At 73.5% G+C, this 20,122-nt stretch carries 20 protein-coding genes; 13 read left to right on the plus strand and 7 right to left on the minus strand.

The features are described from left to right. The first annotated feature begins 39 nt into the window (after window positions 1-39). Window positions 40-1,422: a pyroglutamyl peptidase gene (locus OG764_RS33835; protein ID WP_328972144.1), complete on the plus strand. Its 1,383-nt coding sequence runs from the start codon at window positions 40-42 to the stop codon at window positions 1,420-1,422. 34 nt (window positions 1,423-1,456) lie between these two features. Here the strand turns inward: OG764_RS33835 and OG764_RS33840 are convergent, their stop codons facing one another. Continuing rightward, complete coding sequence (locus OG764_RS33840) at window positions 1,457-2,011, minus strand: TetR/AcrR family transcriptional regulator (protein ID WP_328972145.1); 555 nt, start codon at window positions 2,009-2,011, stop codon at window positions 1,457-1,459. A gap of 118 nt (window positions 2,012-2,129) precedes the next feature. Here OG764_RS33840 and OG764_RS33845 point away from each other — a divergent pair, with 118 nt between their 5' ends. Continuing rightward, window positions 2,130-2,558, plus strand: a complete 429-nt coding sequence (locus tag OG764_RS33845; protein ID WP_328972146.1) for a DoxX family protein — start codon at window positions 2,130-2,132, stop codon at window positions 2,556-2,558. A gap of 101 nt (window positions 2,559-2,659) precedes the next feature. On the opposite strand, the gene OG764_RS33850 is transcribed toward OG764_RS33845, so the two are convergent. After that, window positions 2,660-3,469, minus strand: coding sequence for a DUF4389 domain-containing protein (locus OG764_RS33850; RefSeq protein ID WP_328972147.1), 810 nt, complete (start codon window positions 3,467-3,469; stop codon window positions 2,660-2,662). Between the two features lie 455 nt (window positions 3,470-3,924). Further along, window positions 3,925-4,635 carry a response regulator transcription factor gene (locus tag OG764_RS33855; protein ID WP_328972148.1) on the minus strand — a complete coding sequence of 237 codons (711 nt, stop codon included), beginning with the start codon at window positions 4,633-4,635 and terminating at the stop codon, window positions 3,925-3,927. Between the two features lie 22 nt (window positions 4,636-4,657). On the opposite strand from OG764_RS33855, the gene OG764_RS33860 reads away from it, so the two are divergent. After that, window positions 4,658-6,745 (plus strand): GAF domain-containing sensor histidine kinase, encoded by a 2,088-nt coding sequence (locus OG764_RS33860; RefSeq protein ID WP_328972149.1) that lies wholly within the window; start codon window positions 4,658-4,660, stop codon window positions 6,743-6,745. Window positions 6,746-6,881: 136 nt separating this feature from the next. On the opposite strand, the gene OG764_RS33865 is transcribed toward OG764_RS33860, so the two are convergent. Beyond that, on the minus strand, window positions 6,882-7,082 hold the full coding sequence (locus OG764_RS33865) for a hypothetical protein (RefSeq protein WP_328972150.1): 201 nt from the start codon (window positions 7,080-7,082) through the stop codon (window positions 6,882-6,884). A 239-nt stretch (window positions 7,083-7,321) separates the two neighbouring features. On the opposite strand from OG764_RS33865, the gene OG764_RS33870 reads away from it, so the two are divergent. The 4 genes from OG764_RS33870 (at window position 7,322) to OG764_RS33885 (ending at window position 11,900) form a co-directional block, all read left to right on the plus strand. Beyond that, the gene (locus OG764_RS33870; RefSeq protein WP_328972151.1) at window positions 7,322-8,059 is read left to right on the plus strand and encodes an SAM-dependent methyltransferase; all 738 of its coding nucleotides are present in this window, start codon (window positions 7,322-7,324) and stop codon (window positions 8,057-8,059) included. Window positions 8,060-8,198: 139 nt separating this feature from the next. Continuing rightward, entirely contained in the window at window positions 8,199-9,080 is an 882-nt protein-coding gene (locus tag OG764_RS33875) for a hypothetical protein (protein WP_328972152.1), read from the plus strand. Window positions 9,081-9,099: 19 nt separating this feature from the next. Then, complete coding sequence (locus tag OG764_RS33880; RefSeq protein WP_328972153.1) at window positions 9,100-9,843, plus strand: hypothetical protein; 744 nt, start codon at window positions 9,100-9,102, stop codon at window positions 9,841-9,843. A 407-nt stretch (window positions 9,844-10,250) separates the two neighbouring features. After that, the gene (locus tag OG764_RS33885) at window positions 10,251-11,900 is read left to right on the plus strand and encodes a fibronectin type III domain-containing protein (protein WP_328973264.1); all 1,650 of its coding nucleotides are present in this window, start codon (window positions 10,251-10,253) and stop codon (window positions 11,898-11,900) included. Window positions 11,901-12,014: 114 nt separating this feature from the next. On the opposite strand, the gene OG764_RS33890 is transcribed toward OG764_RS33885, so the two are convergent. From OG764_RS33890 to OG764_RS33900, 3 genes are all read right to left on the minus strand, one after another. Further along, complete coding sequence (locus OG764_RS33890) at window positions 12,015-12,680, minus strand: MSMEG_1061 family FMN-dependent PPOX-type flavoprotein (protein WP_328972154.1); 666 nt, start codon at window positions 12,678-12,680, stop codon at window positions 12,015-12,017. Between the two features lie 52 nt (window positions 12,681-12,732). Next, window positions 12,733-13,560 (minus strand): class I SAM-dependent methyltransferase, encoded by an 828-nt coding sequence (locus OG764_RS33895; protein ID WP_328972155.1) that lies wholly within the window; start codon window positions 13,558-13,560, stop codon window positions 12,733-12,735. A gap of 66 nt (window positions 13,561-13,626) precedes the next feature. Beyond that, window positions 13,627-13,845: a hypothetical protein gene (locus OG764_RS33900; protein WP_328972156.1), complete on the minus strand. Its 219-nt coding sequence runs from the start codon at window positions 13,843-13,845 to the stop codon at window positions 13,627-13,629. A 500-nt stretch (window positions 13,846-14,345) separates the two neighbouring features. Here OG764_RS33900 and OG764_RS33905 point away from each other — a divergent pair, with 500 nt between their 5' ends. The 6 genes from OG764_RS33905 to OG764_RS33930 all read left to right on the plus strand — a co-directional run bounded on the left by OG764_RS33905 (window position 14,346) and on the right by OG764_RS33930 (window position 20,008). Beyond that, window positions 14,346-15,416, plus strand: coding sequence for a DUF6235 family protein (locus tag OG764_RS33905; protein ID WP_328972157.1), 1,071 nt, complete (start codon window positions 14,346-14,348; stop codon window positions 15,414-15,416). A gap of 239 nt (window positions 15,417-15,655) precedes the next feature. Continuing rightward, window positions 15,656-16,141: a DUF6423 family protein gene (locus OG764_RS33910; protein ID WP_328972158.1), complete on the plus strand. Its 486-nt coding sequence runs from the start codon at window positions 15,656-15,658 to the stop codon at window positions 16,139-16,141. Beyond that, window positions 16,138-17,481 (plus strand): FAD/NAD(P)-binding protein, encoded by a 1,344-nt coding sequence (locus OG764_RS33915; RefSeq protein WP_328972159.1) that lies wholly within the window; start codon window positions 16,138-16,140, stop codon window positions 17,479-17,481. Before OG764_RS33910 ends, OG764_RS33915 begins: the two co-directional genes overlap by 4 nt. Continuing rightward, window positions 17,474-17,989, plus strand: coding sequence for a DUF6187 family protein (locus OG764_RS33920; RefSeq protein WP_328972160.1), 516 nt, complete (start codon window positions 17,474-17,476; stop codon window positions 17,987-17,989). Before OG764_RS33915 ends, OG764_RS33920 begins: the two co-directional genes overlap by 8 nt. Window positions 17,990-17,994: 5 nt before the next feature. Continuing rightward, window positions 17,995-18,543, plus strand: a complete 549-nt coding sequence (locus OG764_RS33925; RefSeq protein ID WP_328972161.1) for a carboxymuconolactone decarboxylase family protein — start codon at window positions 17,995-17,997, stop codon at window positions 18,541-18,543. A gap of 121 nt (window positions 18,544-18,664) precedes the next feature. After that, a complete protein-coding gene (locus OG764_RS33930; RefSeq protein WP_328972162.1) occupies window positions 18,665-20,008 on the plus strand; it encodes a phytase in 1,344 nt (447 codons plus the stop codon). Window positions 20,009-20,122: the final 114 nt, after the last annotated feature.

Here is a 20,122-nt window from a genome sequence, read left to right on the forward strand (position 1 = left end):
GGTGCCGCGCGCGGTCCTTGCTGTGTAATGTCACATCTCATGACGTTCTTACGGTTCATGGCGCCCGCCGCCGCTCTTCTTGCTTCCGTCCTCCCCCTCACCGCGAACGCCCCCGCGCACGCGCTTCCCGGGCCCGCCGCCGGAACCCCCGCCCTCGCCGCCACCACGGACCCGGCCTGCCGCACCACGGCCACCGCCCCGCTCGACGCCGAGCAGGCGCGCCTGGCGGACCCCCGCACCACGGCCCTCACCGAACGCTCGGGCCTGGGCGACTTCGTCCGGCGCTTCCCCGCCGCCCTGTGCACCGCGCGCACCGCCGGCGAGGCGGCGGACCTCGTCGACGCCTGGGGCGAGGCGCTGTGGTGGTCCGCCGTGCACCGGGCCCAGGGCCGCCGGACGGCCGGCACCCTCGCGCCCGGCGACGACCGGCCGCTCTACTGGGTCCGGCTGGCGATGACCGTCCAACTCGCCCGCTGGGAACCCGGGTTCACCGTGGACCGGGCCGCACTGCGGGTCCGCTTCGAGGACGCCTCCCGGGGCCTCGCCGACAACGGCTTCACCGGATCGCCGGGCGTCCGCCGGGTGTTCATCAGCGGCTTCGACCCGTTCGGCCTCGACGCCGAGATCCGCCGCGCCAACCCGTCCGGCTCCGCCGCCCTGCGCCTCAACGGCCGCCGGGTGACCCTCGCCGACGGAACCCGCGCCGAGATCAGGGCCGTGCTGCTGCCGGTGCGCTACGCCGACTTCGACCGGGGGATCGTCGAGCGGGCCTTCGCGCCGCGCATGACCGCCGGCCCGCGCGCCGCCGACCTCGTCACCACCGTCAGCCAGGGCTACCCCGGCATCTTCACCCTGGAGGAATGGGCGGGCCGTTCGCGTTCGGCCGACCCCTACCCCGACAACACCGGCACTCTGTCGGGAGGCACGTACGAGCGGCCGGTCACGGCCCCCGGCATGGGTCCCGGGGCCGAGTTCATCCGTACGACGCTGCCCGCCGACGCGATCACCGCGGCCGTGCAGAGCCCCTACCCCGTACTCCTCAACGCCGCCGTGACCGAGATCCCCGCGGGCGGCAGCGAACCCGTGGACCGCGAGGACGGGCCCACCCCCGGCTCCCGGGCCGTCGCGGGCGGCGGAGGCGGATACCTGTCGAACGAGGTGGCGTACCGCTCCAACCGGCTGCGCCTCGAACTCGCCCCGGCGCTTCCCGGCGGACACCTCCACACCCCGGTCCTCACCGGGCTGCCGGCCGACCCGCAGCAGCTGACCGGCCCCGACTTCGAGCGCAACGAGACGGCCATCGCGGACGAGATCCGCGCCGTCCTCGAACGGGCCGCGGCGGCCGGCACGGCCACGGGTGCCGTGCCCGAGGCGGCCACGGCCAAGGGCGTCAAGCCCTCCGCCGCCTCCGCCCTGCGCTGACCGCGCGCCGCCCCTCCCGCGGCCACCGCCGGACTCAGGCGTTGAAGAGGTTCCTGACCACGGTGCGTGCGGTGGCCGACGGGTCCTCGCCGGCCTGGCGCGGCAGCGCGCCGCTGATCCACAGGGCGGCGAAGCCGTGCACGATCGACCAGGCCGCCAGCCGGGCCTCGGGCTCCGCCGCGCGCGCGGGCACGGACGCGGTGAGCGCCTCGGTCAGCGCCCGGTCCGCGCGGCGGCTCGCGGCCAGCAGCTCCGGGTCGTCGGGGCGGTGCAGCCCCGGCTGGAACATCACCTCGAAGTGCGCCCGGTGGTCGACGGCGAAACGGACGTACGCGACGCCCGCCTCCACCAGGTCCGGCCCGGCCGCCCGCACCGCGTCGGCCAGCAGGTCGTAGCCCTGGGCGGCCAGTTCCGTCAGGAGGCCGGCCTTGTCGCCGAAGTGGTGGGCGGGGGCCGCGTGCGAGACGCCGGCGCGCCGTGCCAGGTCGCGCAGGCTCAGCGCGGCCGGGCCGCTCTGCTCGATCGCGTCGACGGCGGCGTCGAGCAGGGCGCTCTTGAGGTTGCCGTGGTGATAGGGGCGGTCGGTCATGCCGTCATCGTAACTTGTCATTGACAAGATGAAGGCGCGACCTTAACTTGACGGTGACAAGATTCCCTGCGGGCCACCAGACACCCCCTAGCCCGGACACCGCACGCCGGAGGTACCGATGGAACCCCTGATCGCTCTCGTCGTCGGATTCCTCGGCGCCCGCCTGGCCGGACTGGCCGGGGTCGAGGCGCTCGACGGCTGGCACCCGGCGCTGCGCGTCGGACTGGCGGCGATGTTCCTGCTCACCGGCTTCGCGCACTTCTTCCCGAAGCTGCGCGCCACGCTCGTCGCCATGGTCCCGCCCGCCCTGCCCCGGCGCGAGCTGCTCGTCACGGTGACGGGCCTGCTCGAATTCGCCGGCGCGGCACTCATCCTGGTCCCGGCCACCGCGGCCTGGGCGGCGGCCGGATTCATCCTCCTGATGCTCGCGATGTTCCCGGCGAACGTCTCGGCCGCGCGCCGCGACCTCCCCGGCGCCACCCGCCTCGTACCCCGAACCGCCCTGCAGGTGGTCTTCATCACCGCCGCGGCCCTCACCCTCGCCTGAGCGCGGCCCCGCCCGGGCGCTGCGGTGTGTCCGGGCACTGCGGTGTGTCCGGGCGCGGCTCCGTGCCCCGGCGGGGCCGGTGACGAAAGTCGTGCCGGACGTCAGGGGGTGGCGGGCCGGGGCCGGGAGATTCCGATGTCGTCGGTGCCGTCCGAGCCGTCGCCGTCGGTGGTCGTGATGGGGGACAGGACGTGCGCGGCGAGGCCTAGCACGAGGAAGACCACGACCAGGACCTTGGACGCCGTGTCGAGCAGCAGCGGCCGGGTGGCCGAAGGGGCCGGCCCGGCGGCGGCCGGCAGCGGCTCGTCGCCGAACAGCGCCTTGGGGTAGGCGGCCGTCAGCATCATCACGTACGCGTTCAGCCGCATCCGGTACCGCGCCACCGCCGCGGTCGCCGCGAACAGCGGCTCCGGCATGCGCCCGAGGACGAGGGTGATCAGCCAGAAGATCCAGGCGAGGGCCATCCAGCCGGCCTGGAGCAGGTTCACGATCACGGCCGCCGGGATCATCAGGATCAGCCGGAAGAGCACCGCGAGCCGGTTCAGCGACGTGGCGCGCACCTCGATCTGCACCGGGTGGTCGGGCGCGTCGAAGGAGAACGGCGGGTAGCGGTCCACCAGCAGCAGCGAACTCGCCGTCACCCGCGTCTGGTACGCGAGGAACGACGCGAGGAAGTCGTGGATCGCGGCCGGCAGCCGCCCCAGGAACAGCGCCGCGAACCAGCCGACGACCGTGGTGAAGAACGCCGCGATGGTCAGCACGAAAAGCACGATGTACTGCGGCAGCAGGAGCAGCCAGCGCAGCAGTACGGTCCACCGGCGCTGCCGCCCGGGCGCGGGGATGTCGAGCGCCGGGAGCCACTCGGCGCCCGCCGGGTCCGTCACGGGACGGGAGTCCCATCCTGTCGCCATGCGCGCGCTCCGATCAGAGAGTGCCGAAATGCGGACGTATCGATGTGCCGATCGATCGATGCTCTGCCGTTTTGTGGCGGTTCAACCCATCTTGCGGCTGTCCGGCCCGCGCTACGACTCCAGGCGCGCGGTCGGGGTACGCGCGGTCGGTCGGACGTGCGTCGGGCGGACATGGGTCGGGCGGGCGCGGGTCGGGCGGACGCGGGGCGGCGCGCGGTGGCCGTGCCCCGGCCGGGCCGCTGGTGCGCGTGGGCGTTCGTGGGTGCCGAACGGGTCGGGTGCCTCATGTGCCCGGTGCGCCGGGCCCCCGACACTGGCCGGATCAGCTCGTCCATCGCCCGTCCCCGCGACGAGGAGGTCCCGTGCGCACCGAAACGCCCCCGCGCCGCCGCCCGCCCCCGCAGCGAGGCCCTCCCCGGCCCGGTGGTCCCCGGCCCGGCCGTCCCCGCTCGGCCTCAGCCCTCGCCCGACGCCCCCGTCGCGGCGCCGTCCGTCCCCAGACCCGCGTTCCGCGCGCGGACGATCGCCTGCGCCCGGTCGTTGACCTGGAGCTTGGTGAAGATGTTCGTGACGTGGTTGCGGACCGTCTTGTCCGAGATGGTCAGCCGCCGCGCGATCTGGCGGTACTCCAGGCCGCGTGCCAGCAGGTCGAGGATCTCCAGCTCGCGCGGCGTCAGATCGGGGAACGCCTGGCGCCCCGGCGCGGCCGCGAGCGAGTCGAAGAACGACTGAAGCCGGGCGGCCACCCGCGGGCCGAAGACCGCCCCGCCCGCCGCGACCGTCCGTACCGCCGCGAGGATCTCCGCACGGTCGGCGCCCTTGACGAGGTAGCCGCCCGCCCCGGCGCGCATGGCCGCGAGGACGTTGTCGTCGTCGTCCGACATGCTCAGCACCAGCACCCGGGCGTCCGGCCGGTCGCTCAGCAGGCGCCTGGTGAGTTCGATGCCCGACGCGTCGGGCAAGCCCAGGTCCAGCACCACCACCTGCGGCCGGGTGCCCGCGCTGAGCGCGGCCGCCTCCTCCGCCGTGGAGGCCTCGCCCACCACGTGGAAGCCCTCCTGTGGAAGCAGCGTCCCCCGCAGCCCCTCCAGGAACATCGGGTGGTCGTCGACCAGCAGGACCGTCACCGGGTCCGCCTCGACCTCAGTCGCGCTCACTTCCGCCATGATTGTCACTATAAGGGGAGAAATGACCACTCTCGGTAACGTCACGCGGCCCCGGGCCCGGCGGCTGACCCTCACGGCGCAAGGCGAGGGCCGGCTGGCCGCCGCGGCCCTGTGCGCCGCCGTCCTGCTCGTCCTCAGCGGCCTGTGGATCCTGTACCTGGTCGCCAACCGCGGCTCGCCGGGCGCCGCCGCCGGCGCCCGGGACCTCGTCGTACTGGTCTACGGCCTGCCCGCCGCGGCCGCCGGCGTACTCATCCACGCCCACCGGCCCACCCGCCCGGCCGGAACGATGCTGCTGGTCTACGCCGCGTCGGCGATCCTGCCGGCCGTCGCGTCGGCCCCCCTCTGGTTCGAGGACGCCGGCCCGCACGTGCGCACCGCGGTGATCGTCTTCGACGCGCTGGCCACCCTGGTCAAGGTCACCCTCTGGTACTCGCTGCCGCTGTGGGTCCCGTACGGCAGGCTGCCCGGCCGCTGGTGGTGGCTCTACCTCGCGGGCGTGGCCCTGTGGTGCGCGCCGATGGTCTTCGCCTTCGCGGGCGCCGACCGTCAGTACGGCGCCCCCAACCCGTTGGCCGACGGCTGGTGGGGCGAGACGGCCACCGCGCTCGACGACCGGCTGGGGGCCGTCCAGGAGGCCAGCCACTTCCTCCTGCTGGGCGTCGGCATCGCCGTGATGCTGTGGCAGGTCCACCGCAGCCGCCCCCGCCACCGGCGTCCGATCCTCCTCCTGATGTCGACGTACCTGCTGTGGGCCGCCGCGCAGGTGATCTCGTACTACTTCGAGGCCGACCACTTCTGGCCGGCCTTCTCCTTCTTCCTCGGCGCCTCCGCCCTGTGGTGGGTCTCCGTCGGCTACGTGGTCGTGCGCACCGGCGCCTGGCGCATCAGCCGCTCCGCGCAGCGGATCCTGGCCGGCCTGGTCGTGACCACCGTCCTCACCTTCGTGTACGTGGCGAGCGCCGCGGCCCTCGCCGCCGGCCCGGCCCCCGCCCACTCCGACGACGTGCTCGCGGCGCTCGCGTTCCTGATGGGCGCCGGACTGCGCCGCACCTCCGCCTGGGCGGTGGCCCTCGTAGACCGCGTCTACTACGGCGACCGCGCCCACCCGTACCACGTGCTGCGCACCCTCGCCCAGCGCATCAGCCGCGAGGTCAGCCCGCAGGACGTCCCGGCCACCCTGTGCCGCACCGTCGTCGAAATGCTGCGGCTGCCCAGCGCCGCGCTGGCCGTCCACACCCGGGCGGGACCGCGGGTGCTGGCGCTGGCCGGCCGCGAGGGCGACCACCAGCGGCGCTTCGACCTGCTGCACCAGGGCGCCGTCATCGGCCACCTGGAGGTGAGCCCGCGGGAGGGCGAGACGGCCTTCGACGCCCGCGACACCGGCATCCTGTCCTCGCTCGCCGACCAGGCCGCCCCCGCCGTCGCCTCGCTGCGCCTCCAGGAGGACCTGCGCACCAGCAGGGAGCAGATCGTCACCGCCCGCGAGGAGGAACGCCGCGGCCTGCGCCGGGACATCCACGACGGACTCGGTCCGGCCCTCGCCGGCCTGCGGCTGCGCGTCGAGAACGCCGCGACCCGGCTGCCCCCGGACGAGCCGGTGCGCGACGCCCTGACGGCCGTCGGCGGCGACCTGGGCATGGCGATCAAGGAGGTGCGCCGGATCACCGACCGCCTCGGGCCCGCGCCGCTGGGCGAACTCGGACTCGGAGGCGCGCTGCGCCAGCTCGCCTGCGCCTTCGACGGGACCCGCCTGGCGGTCACCGCCGAACTCCAGCCCTCCCCCCTGCCGCCCCTGCCGGCGGCCGTGGAGGTCGCCGCGTACCGGATCGCGGCCGAGGCCCTCAACAACGTGCAGCGGCACGCCGGGGCGGCGCGCGCCGAGATCCGGGTCCGCGTCGACGACGCCACGCTCGTGCTCTCGGTGTCCGACGACGGGACCGGGCTCCCCGAGGGCCCGGTGCACCGGGGCGTGGGCCTGCAGTCGATGGCCGACCGGGCCGCTGAGATCGGCGGCCGCTGCACGGTGTCCCGGCTGCCGCGCGGCACCCGGGTCCGCGCCGTCCTGCCACGGCCCCCCGTGCCCGAGACGGTGGACGGCGCCCCATGACGGGACCGCCGCCGCCCCGGTGGGGTGGCGGCGGTCGATTCATCGATTCGTGGATGGGCGGACGGGGCGGTGAGCCGGCGGGTTGCCGGCCCGGCCCGATCACGGACGCGTACGGTCCGGGCCCGCGGCCCGCCGGTCAGCGGGCCCGCGTCACGAGTCCGGTGAAGAACTCCCGGATCCGCGTGCACGGGATGCACTCGCGGGTCGCCCCCGGCCCCCGCCGGGTGCCGCCCCGCAGTCCCCGCGGGACCGGCTTGCCGTCCGGCCGGGACTTGGCGAGCACTACCGCCGCGAGCACCGCGCACACCGACAGCGATGCGATGACCTTGTTCCTCATGTCCGGTTCTCCCTCGTCGTGGACACCACCGGCTTCGTGGACACCACCGGTTTCCTGCCGCGCGGCGCGTTGCGCACGGCCTCGACCACAGTGGTCCCTCACCCGTCCCGAACGCATGAGGCACCTGACCCATTCGCGCCCGTCCCGGCCCGGGCACACCCCGCACGAGCCCCGCAGCGGGCCCCGCGCGGGGCGAAAACGGGGTGCGGCAAGATCATCTTCGGTGTCAGACTGCCCGGGTGAATCAGGAACAGATCTCCGGCATCGCCCACACCGCCCACCCGATCAAGTCCCCGCTCGACGACGACTCCGTACGCACCCTCCTCGGCCACGGCGTCGCGCGCGGCGGCGCACGCGTCCTGGACCTGGGCTGCGGCACCGGCGAGTGGCTGCTGCGCGCCCTGGCCGCCCACCCCGAGGTGCGTGCCGAGGGTGTCGACATATCGAAGGACTCGCTGGCGCAGGCCCGGGCGGAGGCGGATGCCCGCGGAGTCGGCGACCGGCTCGAACTCCACCACACGCCGGCCGCCGAGTTCTCCGCCCCGCACGGCTTCGACCTGGTGCTCTGCGTCGGGTCCACGCACGCCTTCGGCGGGCTGCTGCCCACCCTCGCCGCCGCCCGCGAGTACCTGGCACCCGGCGGTCGCGTCCTGGTCGGCGACGGCTTCTGGCAGAGCGAACCGACCCCGGACGCGGTCGACATGCTCGGCGAGTTCGCCGATCTGGCCGGCACCCTGGACCTGGTGGCCGCCGACGGCTGGATCCCCGTCCACGGCCACGTCAGCAGCCGCCAGGAGCTCGACGACTACGAGTGGTCCCTCTGGGGCTCGCTCGCGTCGTGGGCGCTCGACCACCCCGACCACCCGGACAGTGCCGAGGCCCTCGCCACCGCGGCCGCCCGCCGCACCGAATGGCTGGGGACCTACCGCGACAGCTGGGGCTTCGTCAGCCTCGTCCTGCGCAGCACCCGCGGCTGACCCGTCCGCGCGCCAAGCGGATCACCGTGGCCCGCGGTGATCCGCTTCACCCGTGTTCTTGCTCCGAACGCCTCCGTCCCCGTGAGGGCGAGGTGTACGGTCGTCGCCGACGGCGGGGGCCGAAGGGGCGGAGCGGGCGATGGACGGGGACTTTCGCTACCGGGCGGAACGCATCGCGCTGGCCGTGATGGCCGCGTCGGGCGTGCTGGTGCTGCTCGCCGACCTGTTCGGCTGGCTCGACGTGCTGGCGCCCGGCGGCGCGCTCCCGAAGGTCACCCTGCTCATCCTCAGCACGGTCACCGTGTTCCTCCTCATGGAGATCGACCGGCTGCGCAAGCTCGACGACGTCGACGACCGGCTCGCCGTCCTGGACGCCAACATGCAGGCGCAGCTGTCCAAGCTGGACATCGACGCGGTGGCGCAGCGGCTCCGGCAGGAGCGCTACGCCGGCGTGATCGGCGTCCACGGCCGGTTTCCCGAAGAGGAGTTCATCCGCTACGTGGAGAACGCCCGGCAGGAGGTGGTGATCCTGCAGACGTGGATCCCCAACCTCCCCCACATCAAACGGGCGTTGGAGAAGGCGATCGTCGACCGGCGGGTCCCGGTCCGGGTCCTGCTGCTGCACCCCTCGTCACCGGTGGCGGGCCTGCGCGACGAGGCGCTGCGCACCGTACGGGACCCCGCGCTCGCGGCCGACGTACGGGCGAGCGTGGAAGGCTGCCTGGCGGGCCTCGCCGAGCTGGACCGGGCGGGCGGCAGGCCGGCGGAGGACCGGGCGCTGCTCCAGGTGCGGGTGTACAACTCGCTGCCGTCCATCGCCGTGTACAAGGCCGACGAGCACATCCTGGTGAGTTCGTTCCTGCACGGCCAACTCGCCATCGATTCCACCCAGATCGAGATCGACGGTGGCGATACCGTGATGGGGCAGGAGGTCCAGCGGGAGCTGAGCACGTTGTGGAGCATCGGCAGGGAAGTGGACCTCCGCGACTGGCGCGCTTCGCTCCGAAGCATCACCCCGTGATCCGTGGAAAGGTACGACCATGCACGTCATGCAAGGTGTGGACGAGTTCGAGGACCGCCTGATCGAGCGGTTCGAGCAGCACCCGGTCCTGGCGCACATCGGGCAGCTGCCGGAAGCCGATTTCGTCGAGCTGCTGCTCCAACGCCGTTTCGTGTCACTGGCGTTCACCCCGTCGTACGACCTGGCGATCGACCTGCTGGGCGACGAGGAGGGGCTGCGGATCGCCCGGGTCATCCTGCGCGAGGAATACCCGGACGGCCTGGGGCACACGCCCTCGCACCGCGAGGACATGATCCACGACATGCGGCTCCTCGGCATCTCCCGCGAGACCATGGCGGCCTCGCGGCCGACGGCCGCCACCCGGCGGGCCATCGGTGACACCCTCGGGCTGATCGCCGACGCGGGCGGCCACCACGACTCCGACCTGCGGCTGCTGACCCTCCTGCGGTTCTGGGGCGAGGTGCTGGTCTCCGTCGAGTACGGACGGCTGTGGCCGCGGATGGAGCCGCTCCTGGTGCGCGACGGCCGCAACAGCTCGCGCTTCTACCACCCGCACTACGTCCACGACGCCAAGACCCACTCCCTCGCGACGGTGTCCCTGCTGTCCGGCACCCACTCCGACCGGCTGGCCACGCGGGTCGCCGAACTCATGGCCGGCGAGGAATCGGCCGACCGTTTCAAGGAGTTGGAGGAGCAGGCCCTCGCGCTCAAGGTGAGCTTCTACGACCAGTTCCTGCCCGCCGTGGACCGCGTGAGCGCCTGACCGGGCAGTCCGTCCGGGGCGCGGTTCGGTGGGCGCCATGCCTGAAGCCCGCTCGGCGCACGCGACAGCCTCCCGAATCCCAAACCCCGCTGTCAACGGGAGAGTTAAGAAACCTTCCGATTGTCGTCGAATTGGTCCAGACCTGTTGACGGGGCCGATTCGGAGCAATAGATTCCCGGCCACGCGGCACTCACCGCAACGCCGTCCCGGCCCACCCACCCCACCCGCCACGGCACATCCAGGTCCGGAACAGCGGCGAAGCACCCGCCTGCGGCACGCCGGCCGCCGGCACCCCACCGTCCAGCGCCGCGCCCCCCACTCCCGGAGGTACTCCCTTGCGCACCCGTGCCCGAACCCGTACCAGCACCCGCGGCGGTGCCCCTTCCCGCGCCGGCGCCCGGCTCCGCCTGGCCTCCGGCCTCGGCGCGGCCGTGCTCGGCGCGGCAGCCGTACTCACCGCCCCCGGTTCGGCGTACGGCGCCGACCTGCTCGCCAACGGCGGCTTCGAGACCGGCTCCCTCTCCGGCTGGACCTGTAGCGGTGGACTGGGATCCGTCGTCGGCTCGCCCGTACACGGCGGTACGAAGGCGCTCGCCGGCGCGGCCACCGCGTCCGACCACGCCAAGTGCACCCAGAGCGTCGCCGTCCAGCCCAACACCACCTACTCGCTGACCGGTTGGGTCCGCGGCAACTACGTGTACCTGGGCGTCACCGGCGGCGCCTCCACCTGGACCAGCTCCGCCGGCGCCTACTCCAAGCTCACCGTCTCCTTCACCACCGGCGCTTCCCAGACCAGCGCCGAGGTGTACGTCAACGGCTGGTACGGACAAGGCACTTACCACGCCGACGACATCAGCCTCGACGGCCCCGGCGGCAGCGCCGACACCCAGGCGCCCACCACCCCGGGCGCCCTCACGAGCACCGGGAAGACCTCCTCCAGCGTCTCCCTGACCTGGAGCGCCGCCACCGACAACGTCGGCGTCACCGGCTACGACGTCTACCAGGGCGCCACCAAGGTCGCCACGCCCACCACCAACTCCGCGACCGTGACCGGGCTGAGCGCGAGCACCGCCTACAGCTTCACCGTGCGCGCCCGCGACGCGGCCGGGAACACCTCGCCCGCCTCCAACAGCGTCTCCGTCACCACCGACCCCGGCGGCCCCACACCCACCGGCTTCAAGCAGGCCGCGCCCTACCTCTACCTCGGCTGGGGCAACCCGCCGAGCGCGACCACCGTGATGAACGCGACCGGCGTCAAGTGGTTCACGATGGCCTTCATCCTGTCCTCCGGCGGCTGCAACCCGGCCTGGGACGGCCAGCGCCCCCTCACCGGCGGCATCGACCAGAGCACCATCAGCGCCATCCGCGCCGCCGGCGGCGACATCGTGCCCTCCATCGGCGGCTGGCAGGGCAACAAGCTCGGCCCCAACTGCTCCTCGGCCGAGGCGCTCGCCGGCGCCTACCAGAAGGTCATCGACGCCTACGGCCTCAAGGCGATAGACGTCGACATCGAGAACACCGACGAATTCGAGAACGCCACGGTCCAGGACCGCATCCTGGGCGCCCTCAAGATCGTCAAGCAGAACAACCCGGGCCTGAAGACCATCCTGACCTTCGGCACCGCCACCACCGGCCCGACCAGCTGGGGCAACCGCCTGATCGAGCAGGCCAAGGCGCAGAACGCCGGCATCGACGTCTTCACCATCATGCCGTTCGACTTCGGCAACGCCTCGACCGACATGTACGCCGCCACGGTCAGCGCGACCGAGGGCCTCAAGGCCAAGCTCAAGTCCACCTTCGGATGGGACGACGCCACCGCCTACGCCCACATCGGCATCTCCGGCATGAACGGCATCAGCGACACGCAGGAGACCACCACCGTCCAGAACTGGACCGACATCCGCGACTGGGCCAACTCCCACCACATCGCCCGGCTCGCCTTCTGGTCCGTCAACCGCGACCGCGGCTGCCCCGGCGGCGGCCTCCAGGAGACCTGCTCGGGCATCGCGCAGAGCGACTGGCAGTTCACCCGCCTCACCGCCGGCTTCACCGGCTGACCCGCCCGCGGGAGCACGCGTACCGCCCCACGTCGGCACGCGCGCTCCCGCACGCCTCGTCCGGCCGGCCGCGGGACCGGCTCCCCGGCCCCGCCGCCACCCGCGCCGCACCCCTCACTCGTAGCGGTGCAGGAGCGACTCCCGCTCGCTCTCGCGGATCTGCTCCAGCGTCAGCCCGGGCAACCCCAGGTGCGACAGCGTGATCTCCGCGGAGCTCGGCAGCTCCTCGTCGCCGACCCACCGCTCGGGCTGCCACGCGTTGCCGCGCAGGAACGCCTTCGGGCAGTGCTGGTACGCCTCCTCGACCTCCACCACGATGGCGCTGCACGGCGGCTTGCCGACCGCCGTCAGCTGCTCCAGCAGCAGCGGATCGGTGGAGACGCACGCCCGGCCGTTCACCCGCAGCGTCGTCGCACGGCCGGGGACCAGGAAGATCATCCCGGCCCGCCCCGTCTCCACGATGTTGTGCGCGGTGTCGAGCCGCTTGTTGCCGGTGGCGTCGGGCACGGCGAGCGTGAACTCGTCCAGCACCGCCACGAACCCGGCCGGACCGCCGCGCGGCGTCACGTCACAGTGGCCGTCGGCGTCCGCGCTGGCGATGAACACGAGCGAGGAGCGCGCGATGAACGCGCGGGCGGGCTCGTGGATCCGGTCCACGGATTTCAGCCGGGCCATCTCGCCGGGCTGCTCGTAGACCTCGCGGAGCTGCGCCGCGTCCCGGACGGCGGCGGACTTCAGGGCGTCGAATATGCGGCCGGCCGGCCGCTGCTTGGTGGTCACGTACCGGAAACCTATCCGACGGCCGATCTTGTGACGACGGAGAATCCGCTGTTCACACCGCCAGCGCGGTGGTGACCACCAGCGGCGGCCGGGAGCGCTCGGCGGCCCACGCGGACCCGGCCACCAGGGACGGCTCGGCGATCGCCGCCGCCTCGTCCACCGTCGGCCGCTCCTGGACCACGTTCCGGAACCCCGCCCGCTCCAGCAGCCCGGGCAGCACGTCCACCGGCCAGGCGTGGTTGCGCACCTGCTGCCAGGTCCCGTCGGTACGGCGCAGCCACAGCGGCATCTCCTCACCGGGCCGGTACGCGGCCCCCGCCACGCCCACCCGCAGCGAGGCGTACTCCCGGCCCGCGCACGCGGGGTCGGTCGTCAGCAGCACGAGCGGCGCGCCGGGCCGCAGCAGCCGGTGGATCTCCGAGAACACCGCGAGCACCGTCTCCTCGTCCGGCAGCGAGGCCAGCACGTGGTTGCACATCACCGCGTCCGCGCACCCGTCCGCCAGGTCGGCCGCCCGGCCGTCCTCGACGAGGTGGTACTCCGCGACCGCCGTCCCCGCACCGCGGGCCAGCGCCAGCATCTCCGGGGAGGTGTCCACGCCCAGCACCCGCACGCCGAGCGTGCGGGCGGCCCGGTCGGCGACCCGCCCCGGACCGCAGCCGTAGTCCACGAGCACCCGGCTGCCGCCGATGAGGCCGGCCACGGCCCGGAAGACGAACGGATAGCCCAGCAGCCAGTCCGTGGCCGCCTCCACCGCCGCGAACGCCTGCGCCCCGGCCTGCCCGGCCCAGGTGATGGCCTCGCCGTCGCCGGCACTTTCCGGCCGCGCGCCCTGTTCCGGGCTCCGCTGTGGGCTCTGCCCGTCCGACCCGTTGCTCACCGTCCCACTATCGGACGGCCGGACCCGGCGCGCCCGGGCCCGCGCATTGCCGGGCGTGTCGCGGACTCAGCGCATGAGGGTGGCGGCCCCGGCGGCGAGCACCGTACCGGCGGAGAACGCGACGGCGGCCATTCGGCCGCGGCCGTCGACGAGGACGAAGTCACGGCAGGACGGCCGTTCTTCGACCGGCCGGCAGCGCGGGCAGTCCTCGGGGTGATTCATGGCCTCGTCCCACAGTGCGCCGTCGAGCGGCGCGCGGGCGAAGTCGGTCCAGTGCGCATCCATGTCCTGGACAACGAATAGGTGCCTCGCCGGCGCCGGACGCGCACTGAAGCGATACCGCATCGTTGCCGAGCCGCGGCCGGTCCGGCCGTGCCGCCCCCGGGGCGAAACCGCAGGTTGAACGTCCACTTGAACAGCGGCGACCGCCCCTCCCGATCGTCCGAGGGAACACCTGACCGGCCCCACGCACCTCAGCTGGTGTTTTGGCAAGAGCGGACTTGGTGAGGTGGTGCGGATTCCCGGAACGTCCCAGGTACGAGAGCAATATGGAAGATGTCGCCCCCTGGTGACGTAGCTACTTTGCTAAGTGCCGGAAGCGAGCGAACGGAATTCCTTTCCGGTGCGAGACGTGAATGTCCAACGTTGCGCGGGCCGTCGGAAAGAGACGTCCACGGCCGTGATCGATTTCCATCTGACAACCACTCGCCGGGTCATTTCCGCGCGGTGGCGGATATTGCTGCCGCCGTCCGGTCGCGACCGGCCGATGCTTTCTTGGGGTAGGGATGCGTAAATTCGCTGTGCGGGCCGAGCACGGGGTGGTCGGCTTCGCGCCGGTGCGGGCACTGATCAACACGGGCGTCACGGCCGTATGGCCCCGGGACGCGCGCGTCGGGCTGCGGCTGGTCGCTCCCGACGACCCCGCGTGCGCCACGCGCGAGGAAGCGGGCAGCCGCGCCGGCCCGGTCCCCGGCCGGGATCTGAGCCGGCTGCCGCACGGGGAACGGGTGCTGCGCAGCCTGTACGAGGTCGGGCGGGCGTGGCTGGACCAGATCGGCCCCTGCCGGGTCGACATCATCGACGCCGACCTCCTCGACGACGGCAGCAGGCTGTTCTTCGCGACGCTCGCCGAACTGTCCGACGGCGCGGTCACGATCAACTGCCCGGCCGACCCGTCCGTCCCGGCGTCCGGTCCGGCCGACCTGTCCGGTCCGTCCGGTCTGGTGTCCGCGGCCCTGAGCGCCCGCGAGCGCCGCATCGAGCGGCTGGCGGCCTCGTCCGACCGGCTCAGCGGCGAGGAGACCGACTTCCTGTACGAGCAGGCGGTCGGCTATCTCCGCGCCGGCGACGGCTGGACCGCGGAAGGCGTCCTGCGCGCCGTCCTGCGGCAGCGCCCGACACCCGCGGTCTGGGCCAAGCTGCGGACCGCCTGCGCGCTGCTCGGACGGCCCCTCGACGCCGGCCGCGAACGCCACGGCGACCGTGACGCCAGCCGTGACGGCGGCCGGGTCCAGCAGGCGCGCCACGGCGGCCGGTCCGGGCGGGCCGACCGGGCGGGCCGCGGGCCGCTCCGGCTGCACGCGGGCTGGGAGAGGCTGGAGGAGTGGGCCGACACGGCCGGACAGATCGAGAAGAACGCCGTGCACAAGGCCCTCTTCGCCATCGCCGACCGCACGGTGTTCCGGTCGTACGAGACCTACGGGGACGCCGCCCGGCCGCTCGACTTCTTTGTCCTGGTAAAGGAGAGTCTCGTGCTCAAGATCCGTTTTCGCGACCTCGACACCTTCGAGATCGCACAGGTCGGCTCGATCGACGAGGTGCCCGGAATCGACAGGGGAACCGGCCGGGCGGCCTGAAATGACACCTCGGCTTGAAATGGTCGGTCGAGCGGGCCGGTGTGGCCTCCCCAACACCGGCCCGCACGGACGTGGTTGAGCCGCACAAGTGTGCTTGACAGGGTGCGGGGCCTGTGGAAATGTCGGTGGCACTTGCGACACCTGGGCTTGCGCTGTCAGGAATTCGGGGAGATCCAATGCCGCCACTGGAAGTGTCCGGAATAGATGTTTCCTCGCGGGTCCGGGCCCGCGACATTCAAATGGCCGGCGTCGCTGACATACGCCGCCACGTCCTGATGATTTCAGGAGCCATCGACACCGTCGACCACGACGTCTCCGTCTGCGTCAACCTCCCCGAGCCCGGCCGCTGGCAGGTCATCAAGTCCGAGACCAACCTGACGGACCGCACCTGGGTCGCCATGCAGGCGGCCACCGACGAGGACTCCGTCTTCGTCAACGACGCCGACACCCTCGTGATGTCCCGCCAGTTCTCCAAGTCCTTCATCACGCCCGACCAGCGTCGACTGACCTTCTACGGCGGTGAAGTGCGCCCGGGTGAAGCCGTGGTGAAGATGTATTCGCTGGAGACCACCGGCCGCAAGCCCACCTACGCGTACTCCCGGTACAGCCCGATCGCCACCGACAGCCCGGAGGTCGCGGCCAAGACCCTCGACCAGATGATCGCCGAGGGCATCCCGCAGCGCCCGGTCATCGAGGTCATCGTCCCGGTGACGGTCATCGGGTGATCACCTTCGTTCCCCAGCCCCACCTGCTGGACTCGCCCCGGGGCCGGGAGTGGCCGCCCGCCCCCGCCGCCGGGACCCGGAGCCCGGACACCGCCCCGCTGCCCGCCACCGCGGACGTGGCCGTCGTCGGGGCCGGACCGGCCGGACTCGCCGTCGCCTCCGCGCTCTGGCACCTCGGCGTCCACGACGTGGTGATCCTCGACCGCGGCGGCCGGCCCTGCGGCCGCTTCTTCGACCGCGTCGACGTCCTCGGACAGCGCGTCCTGCGCTCGCCCTACGAACACCACCCCGGTGTCGAGGGCTACCGCGACTGCGAACTGCTCGACTACGCCCGCCTCCACTGGTCGTACCTCACCCCGGTCGAGCGCCGCGAAATCCGGATGGCCCAGTCCGGGCACCGCTCCGTCGTGCCCGTCGACGTCTTCGAGGCCTACTGCAAGCACGTCGCCGGCCTGCACCACGTGGACGAGAAGACCTGGCGGGCCACCGTCCGCGAGGTCCGGCCCACCGACGACGGCGTCACCCTCCGCGGCGACGGCTTCGCCGTCAAAGCCGCGTACACCGTCCTGTGCCTCGGCGAGGAGCGCCGTACCGCGCCCGCCCACTGGTGGGACGGCGACACCACCCCGCGCGGCGTCAGCTACTGGGACGAGCCCGTGCCCGGCGAAGCCCGGCGGCTGGTCGTCGTCGGCGCCGGACTCAGCGCCGCCCACCTCATCGCCAACGCGCTGCACGACGGCAAGGACGTGCACTGGATCCTGCGCGCCCCCGAGGAGCGCTACCAGTGCGCCGACGTCAACGCGTCGTTCTTCCGCGCCGAGGGCCGGGCCCGCTTCGACGGCACCAGCTGGGACGACCGCACGGCCCTGATGCGCGGACACCGCCGGGCCTCCGTCATGTTCGAGTTCAGGCCCCTGCTGGAACGCGCCGAAGCCGACGGCCGGCTCACCGTCCACCGCGGCCACGAGGTGACCGCCGTGACGCCCGAGCGCGCCGGCCGCACCGCCGTCCGGCTCGCGGACGGCGCACAGGTCATCGGCGACCACGTCGTCCTGGCGCTGGGCACCACCGTCTCCAACGGCGACGCACTGCTGCCCGCGGGAGTCACCGCCGACCGCGACGGCTGGCCCGACCTGGACGAGCGGACCCTCTCCTACCGCAACGCCCCCCGCGTGTTCGCCGTCGGCGCGGCCGCCGGCATGGTGCTCGGCCCCGCCGCCCGCAACATCGACGGCCACCGGGTGGCGACCGCCCGGGTGGCCACCGCCGTCGCCGCCCACCTGGAAGCGGCCTCCGGCCCGCGCCGCCGCACCGAGGACCGGGTGAACGCCGGTGTCTGACCGCAACCACCCCACCGACCACTCCGCCGGTCACGGCCCCGACACGGGCCCCGAGCCCGAACTCGACGCCTACGACCCGCGGTTCGCCCTGACCCCCGTCGACGAGCCCGCACTCACCGAGACCGGCGTCATGCTCATGGGCCTGGACGCCGAACGCCTCCTCGCCGGACTCGGCATGGCCACCCTCGCCGACGACCCCGCCCAGGTCGCCCTCGCCGTCGACCGGGTCCGCCACGGCGTCACCGCCGCCCTCGGCTTCGACACCCTCGTCGAGGCCGGCGCCCGCCGCTGGCGCGCCGCCCGCACCGCACTCGCCCTCGCGGGCCCGCACCCGCCGGCCCCCGCCTCCCTGCGCCGGGCCTGGGACCAGGCCCTCACCACCCTCGCCTACTGCGACCTCGGCGAGCCGGGCCCCGCCACCACCGCCCACCTCGCCGCCTGCTGGCTCCGCCACGACGAGATCGACCGCTGCGCCCAGCGCCCGGCCGCCGCACCGACGGGGAGCTGAGCCCGGTGTCGTACCTGAACGCGCAGCCCCCCGAGGCCACTCTGCTCCACGTCTTCACCGCCTACCCCGACACCGCGCGCCCGCTCCTCGAACTCCACGAGGAACTCCTGCGCAAACCCTCCCCGTTCACCGTCGCCGAGCGGGAACTCATGGCCGCCTACGTCTCCGGGCTCAACGACTGCGGCTACTGCCACGGCATCCACACTGCCACCGCGGAGGCCTTCGGCGTACCCGAAGGCCTGCTCGCCGCAGCCCTCGCCGACCTCGACGCCGCGCCCGTCGACCCCCGGCTGAAGCCGGTGCTGCGCTACCTGGAGATCCTCACCCGCACCCCGTCGCGCCTCACCCCGCAGGACGCCGAGGCCGTCCGCGCCGCGGGCTGGGACGACCGCGCGCTCCACGACGCCGTCCTGGTCGGCGCCCTGTTCAACTTCATGAACCGGATGGTCGAAGGGCTCGGCATCGCCGGCGATCCCGCCTACGCCCCGTCCGCCGCGGACCGCCTCCACCGGCACGGCTACACGGCCCTCACCACCGCCAACACCGGTTCCTGACCGCCGGAGTTCACCACCGGCACCCCTGCCGGACTCCTGCCGTGGCCCGGTACGTCACGCGACGCGTCCAGTCTTCACCCGCACACCACTGACGCGTGCCTGACAGTTGGAGTCTTCTTCCGTGACCCCTCACCGTCCCGCCCGGCCCACCGCCCTCGCGCTCGCCGCGGCCCTCGCCGTCCTCGCCGGCCTTACCGCATCCGTACCCGCCGGTGCGCAGGCCCGCCCCGCCGCCGGACCGCCGTCCGCCACCGCAGCGGAGCTCCCGTCCGTCACCGCCACCGCAGAGACGGCCACGCTGTTCGACGACGAGGAAGGCGGCAACGCCAACGCCGACGACCCGGCGATCTGGCGCAACGACGCCGACCCGGCCCGCAGCCTCGTCATCGCCACCGCCAAGGAAGGCGGCCTGCGCGTCTACGACCTGAAGGCCCGCCAGGTCCAGGCCCTGACCGCGCCCGCCGGCCCGACCGCCGCCGACGCCCCCGGCCGCTTCAACAACGTCGACCTGGTCCACCGGATGCGGCTCTCCGGCGGCGCCCGCGCCGACCTCGCCGTCACCACCGACCGCGGCAACGACCGGCTCCGCGTCTACCGCATCGACCCGGGCCGCCCCGGCGGCCCCCTCAAGGACGTCACCGCGCCCACCGCGCCCCCCGTCTTCTCCACCACGCAGGACGAGATCAACGACCAGCGCACCGCCTACGGCCTCGCCACCTGGACCGACCGCGCCACCGGCCGCACGTACGCCCTGGTCAGCCGCCGCCACGAGACGACCGTCGCGCTCCTCGAACTCACCGCCGCCCCCGGCGGCACGGTGACCTACCGCACCGTCCGCAGCCTGGACCTCCCGTCCTCCTTCCGGCTGCCCGACGGCACCTCCTGGACGCCCTGCGGCGAACCGGACGAGCGCCCCCAGGTCGAGGGCATGGTCGTCGACCCCGCCACCGGCACCCTTTACGCGGGCCAGGAGGACGTCGGCATCTGGAGCGTCCGCGCCGACCTCACCTCGCGGCCCGTCCTCGTGGACCGGGTCCGCGAGTACGGCGTACCGGCCCGGTACGACGAGGAGACCGAGGAGTGCACGCCCGGCGCCGACCCCGGCTACGGCGGCCGCCACCTGACCGCCGACGTCGAGGGCCTCACCGTCATCGGCGGCCGGGACGGCGAGGGCTACCTGATGGCCTCCAGCCAGGGCGACGACACGTTCGCCCTCTACGACCGCGGCCGCAACGGCCGGCTCGGGTACGAGGGCGGGCTGCGCATCGCCGCCCGCTCCGACGACCTCGACGGATCCGAGGAGTGCGACGGCGCCGCCGCCCTCGCCCGGCCGCTCGGTCCCGACTACCCGCGCGGCCTCCTCGTCGTCCAGGACGGCCACGACGCCCCCGAGGACGGCCCCCGCACCGCCACCGGCTTCAAGTTCGTGGACCTGGGTGCCGTGCTCGACACCCTCGACGACTGATCCCGGGCGCCGCGCCGCCGCCCGCTGACGGGGAGCGGCGCGGCGGCCGCCGTCCGACCGGGTTTTCCCGCGGTGCCCCGTGTACGGCGGGGGCGGAAGTGGCAGGGTGGACGG

It is taken from the genome of Streptomyces sp. NBC_00239, assembly GCF_036194065.1.
Taxonomy (GTDB): domain Bacteria; phylum Actinomycetota; class Actinomycetes; order Streptomycetales; family Streptomycetaceae; genus Streptomyces.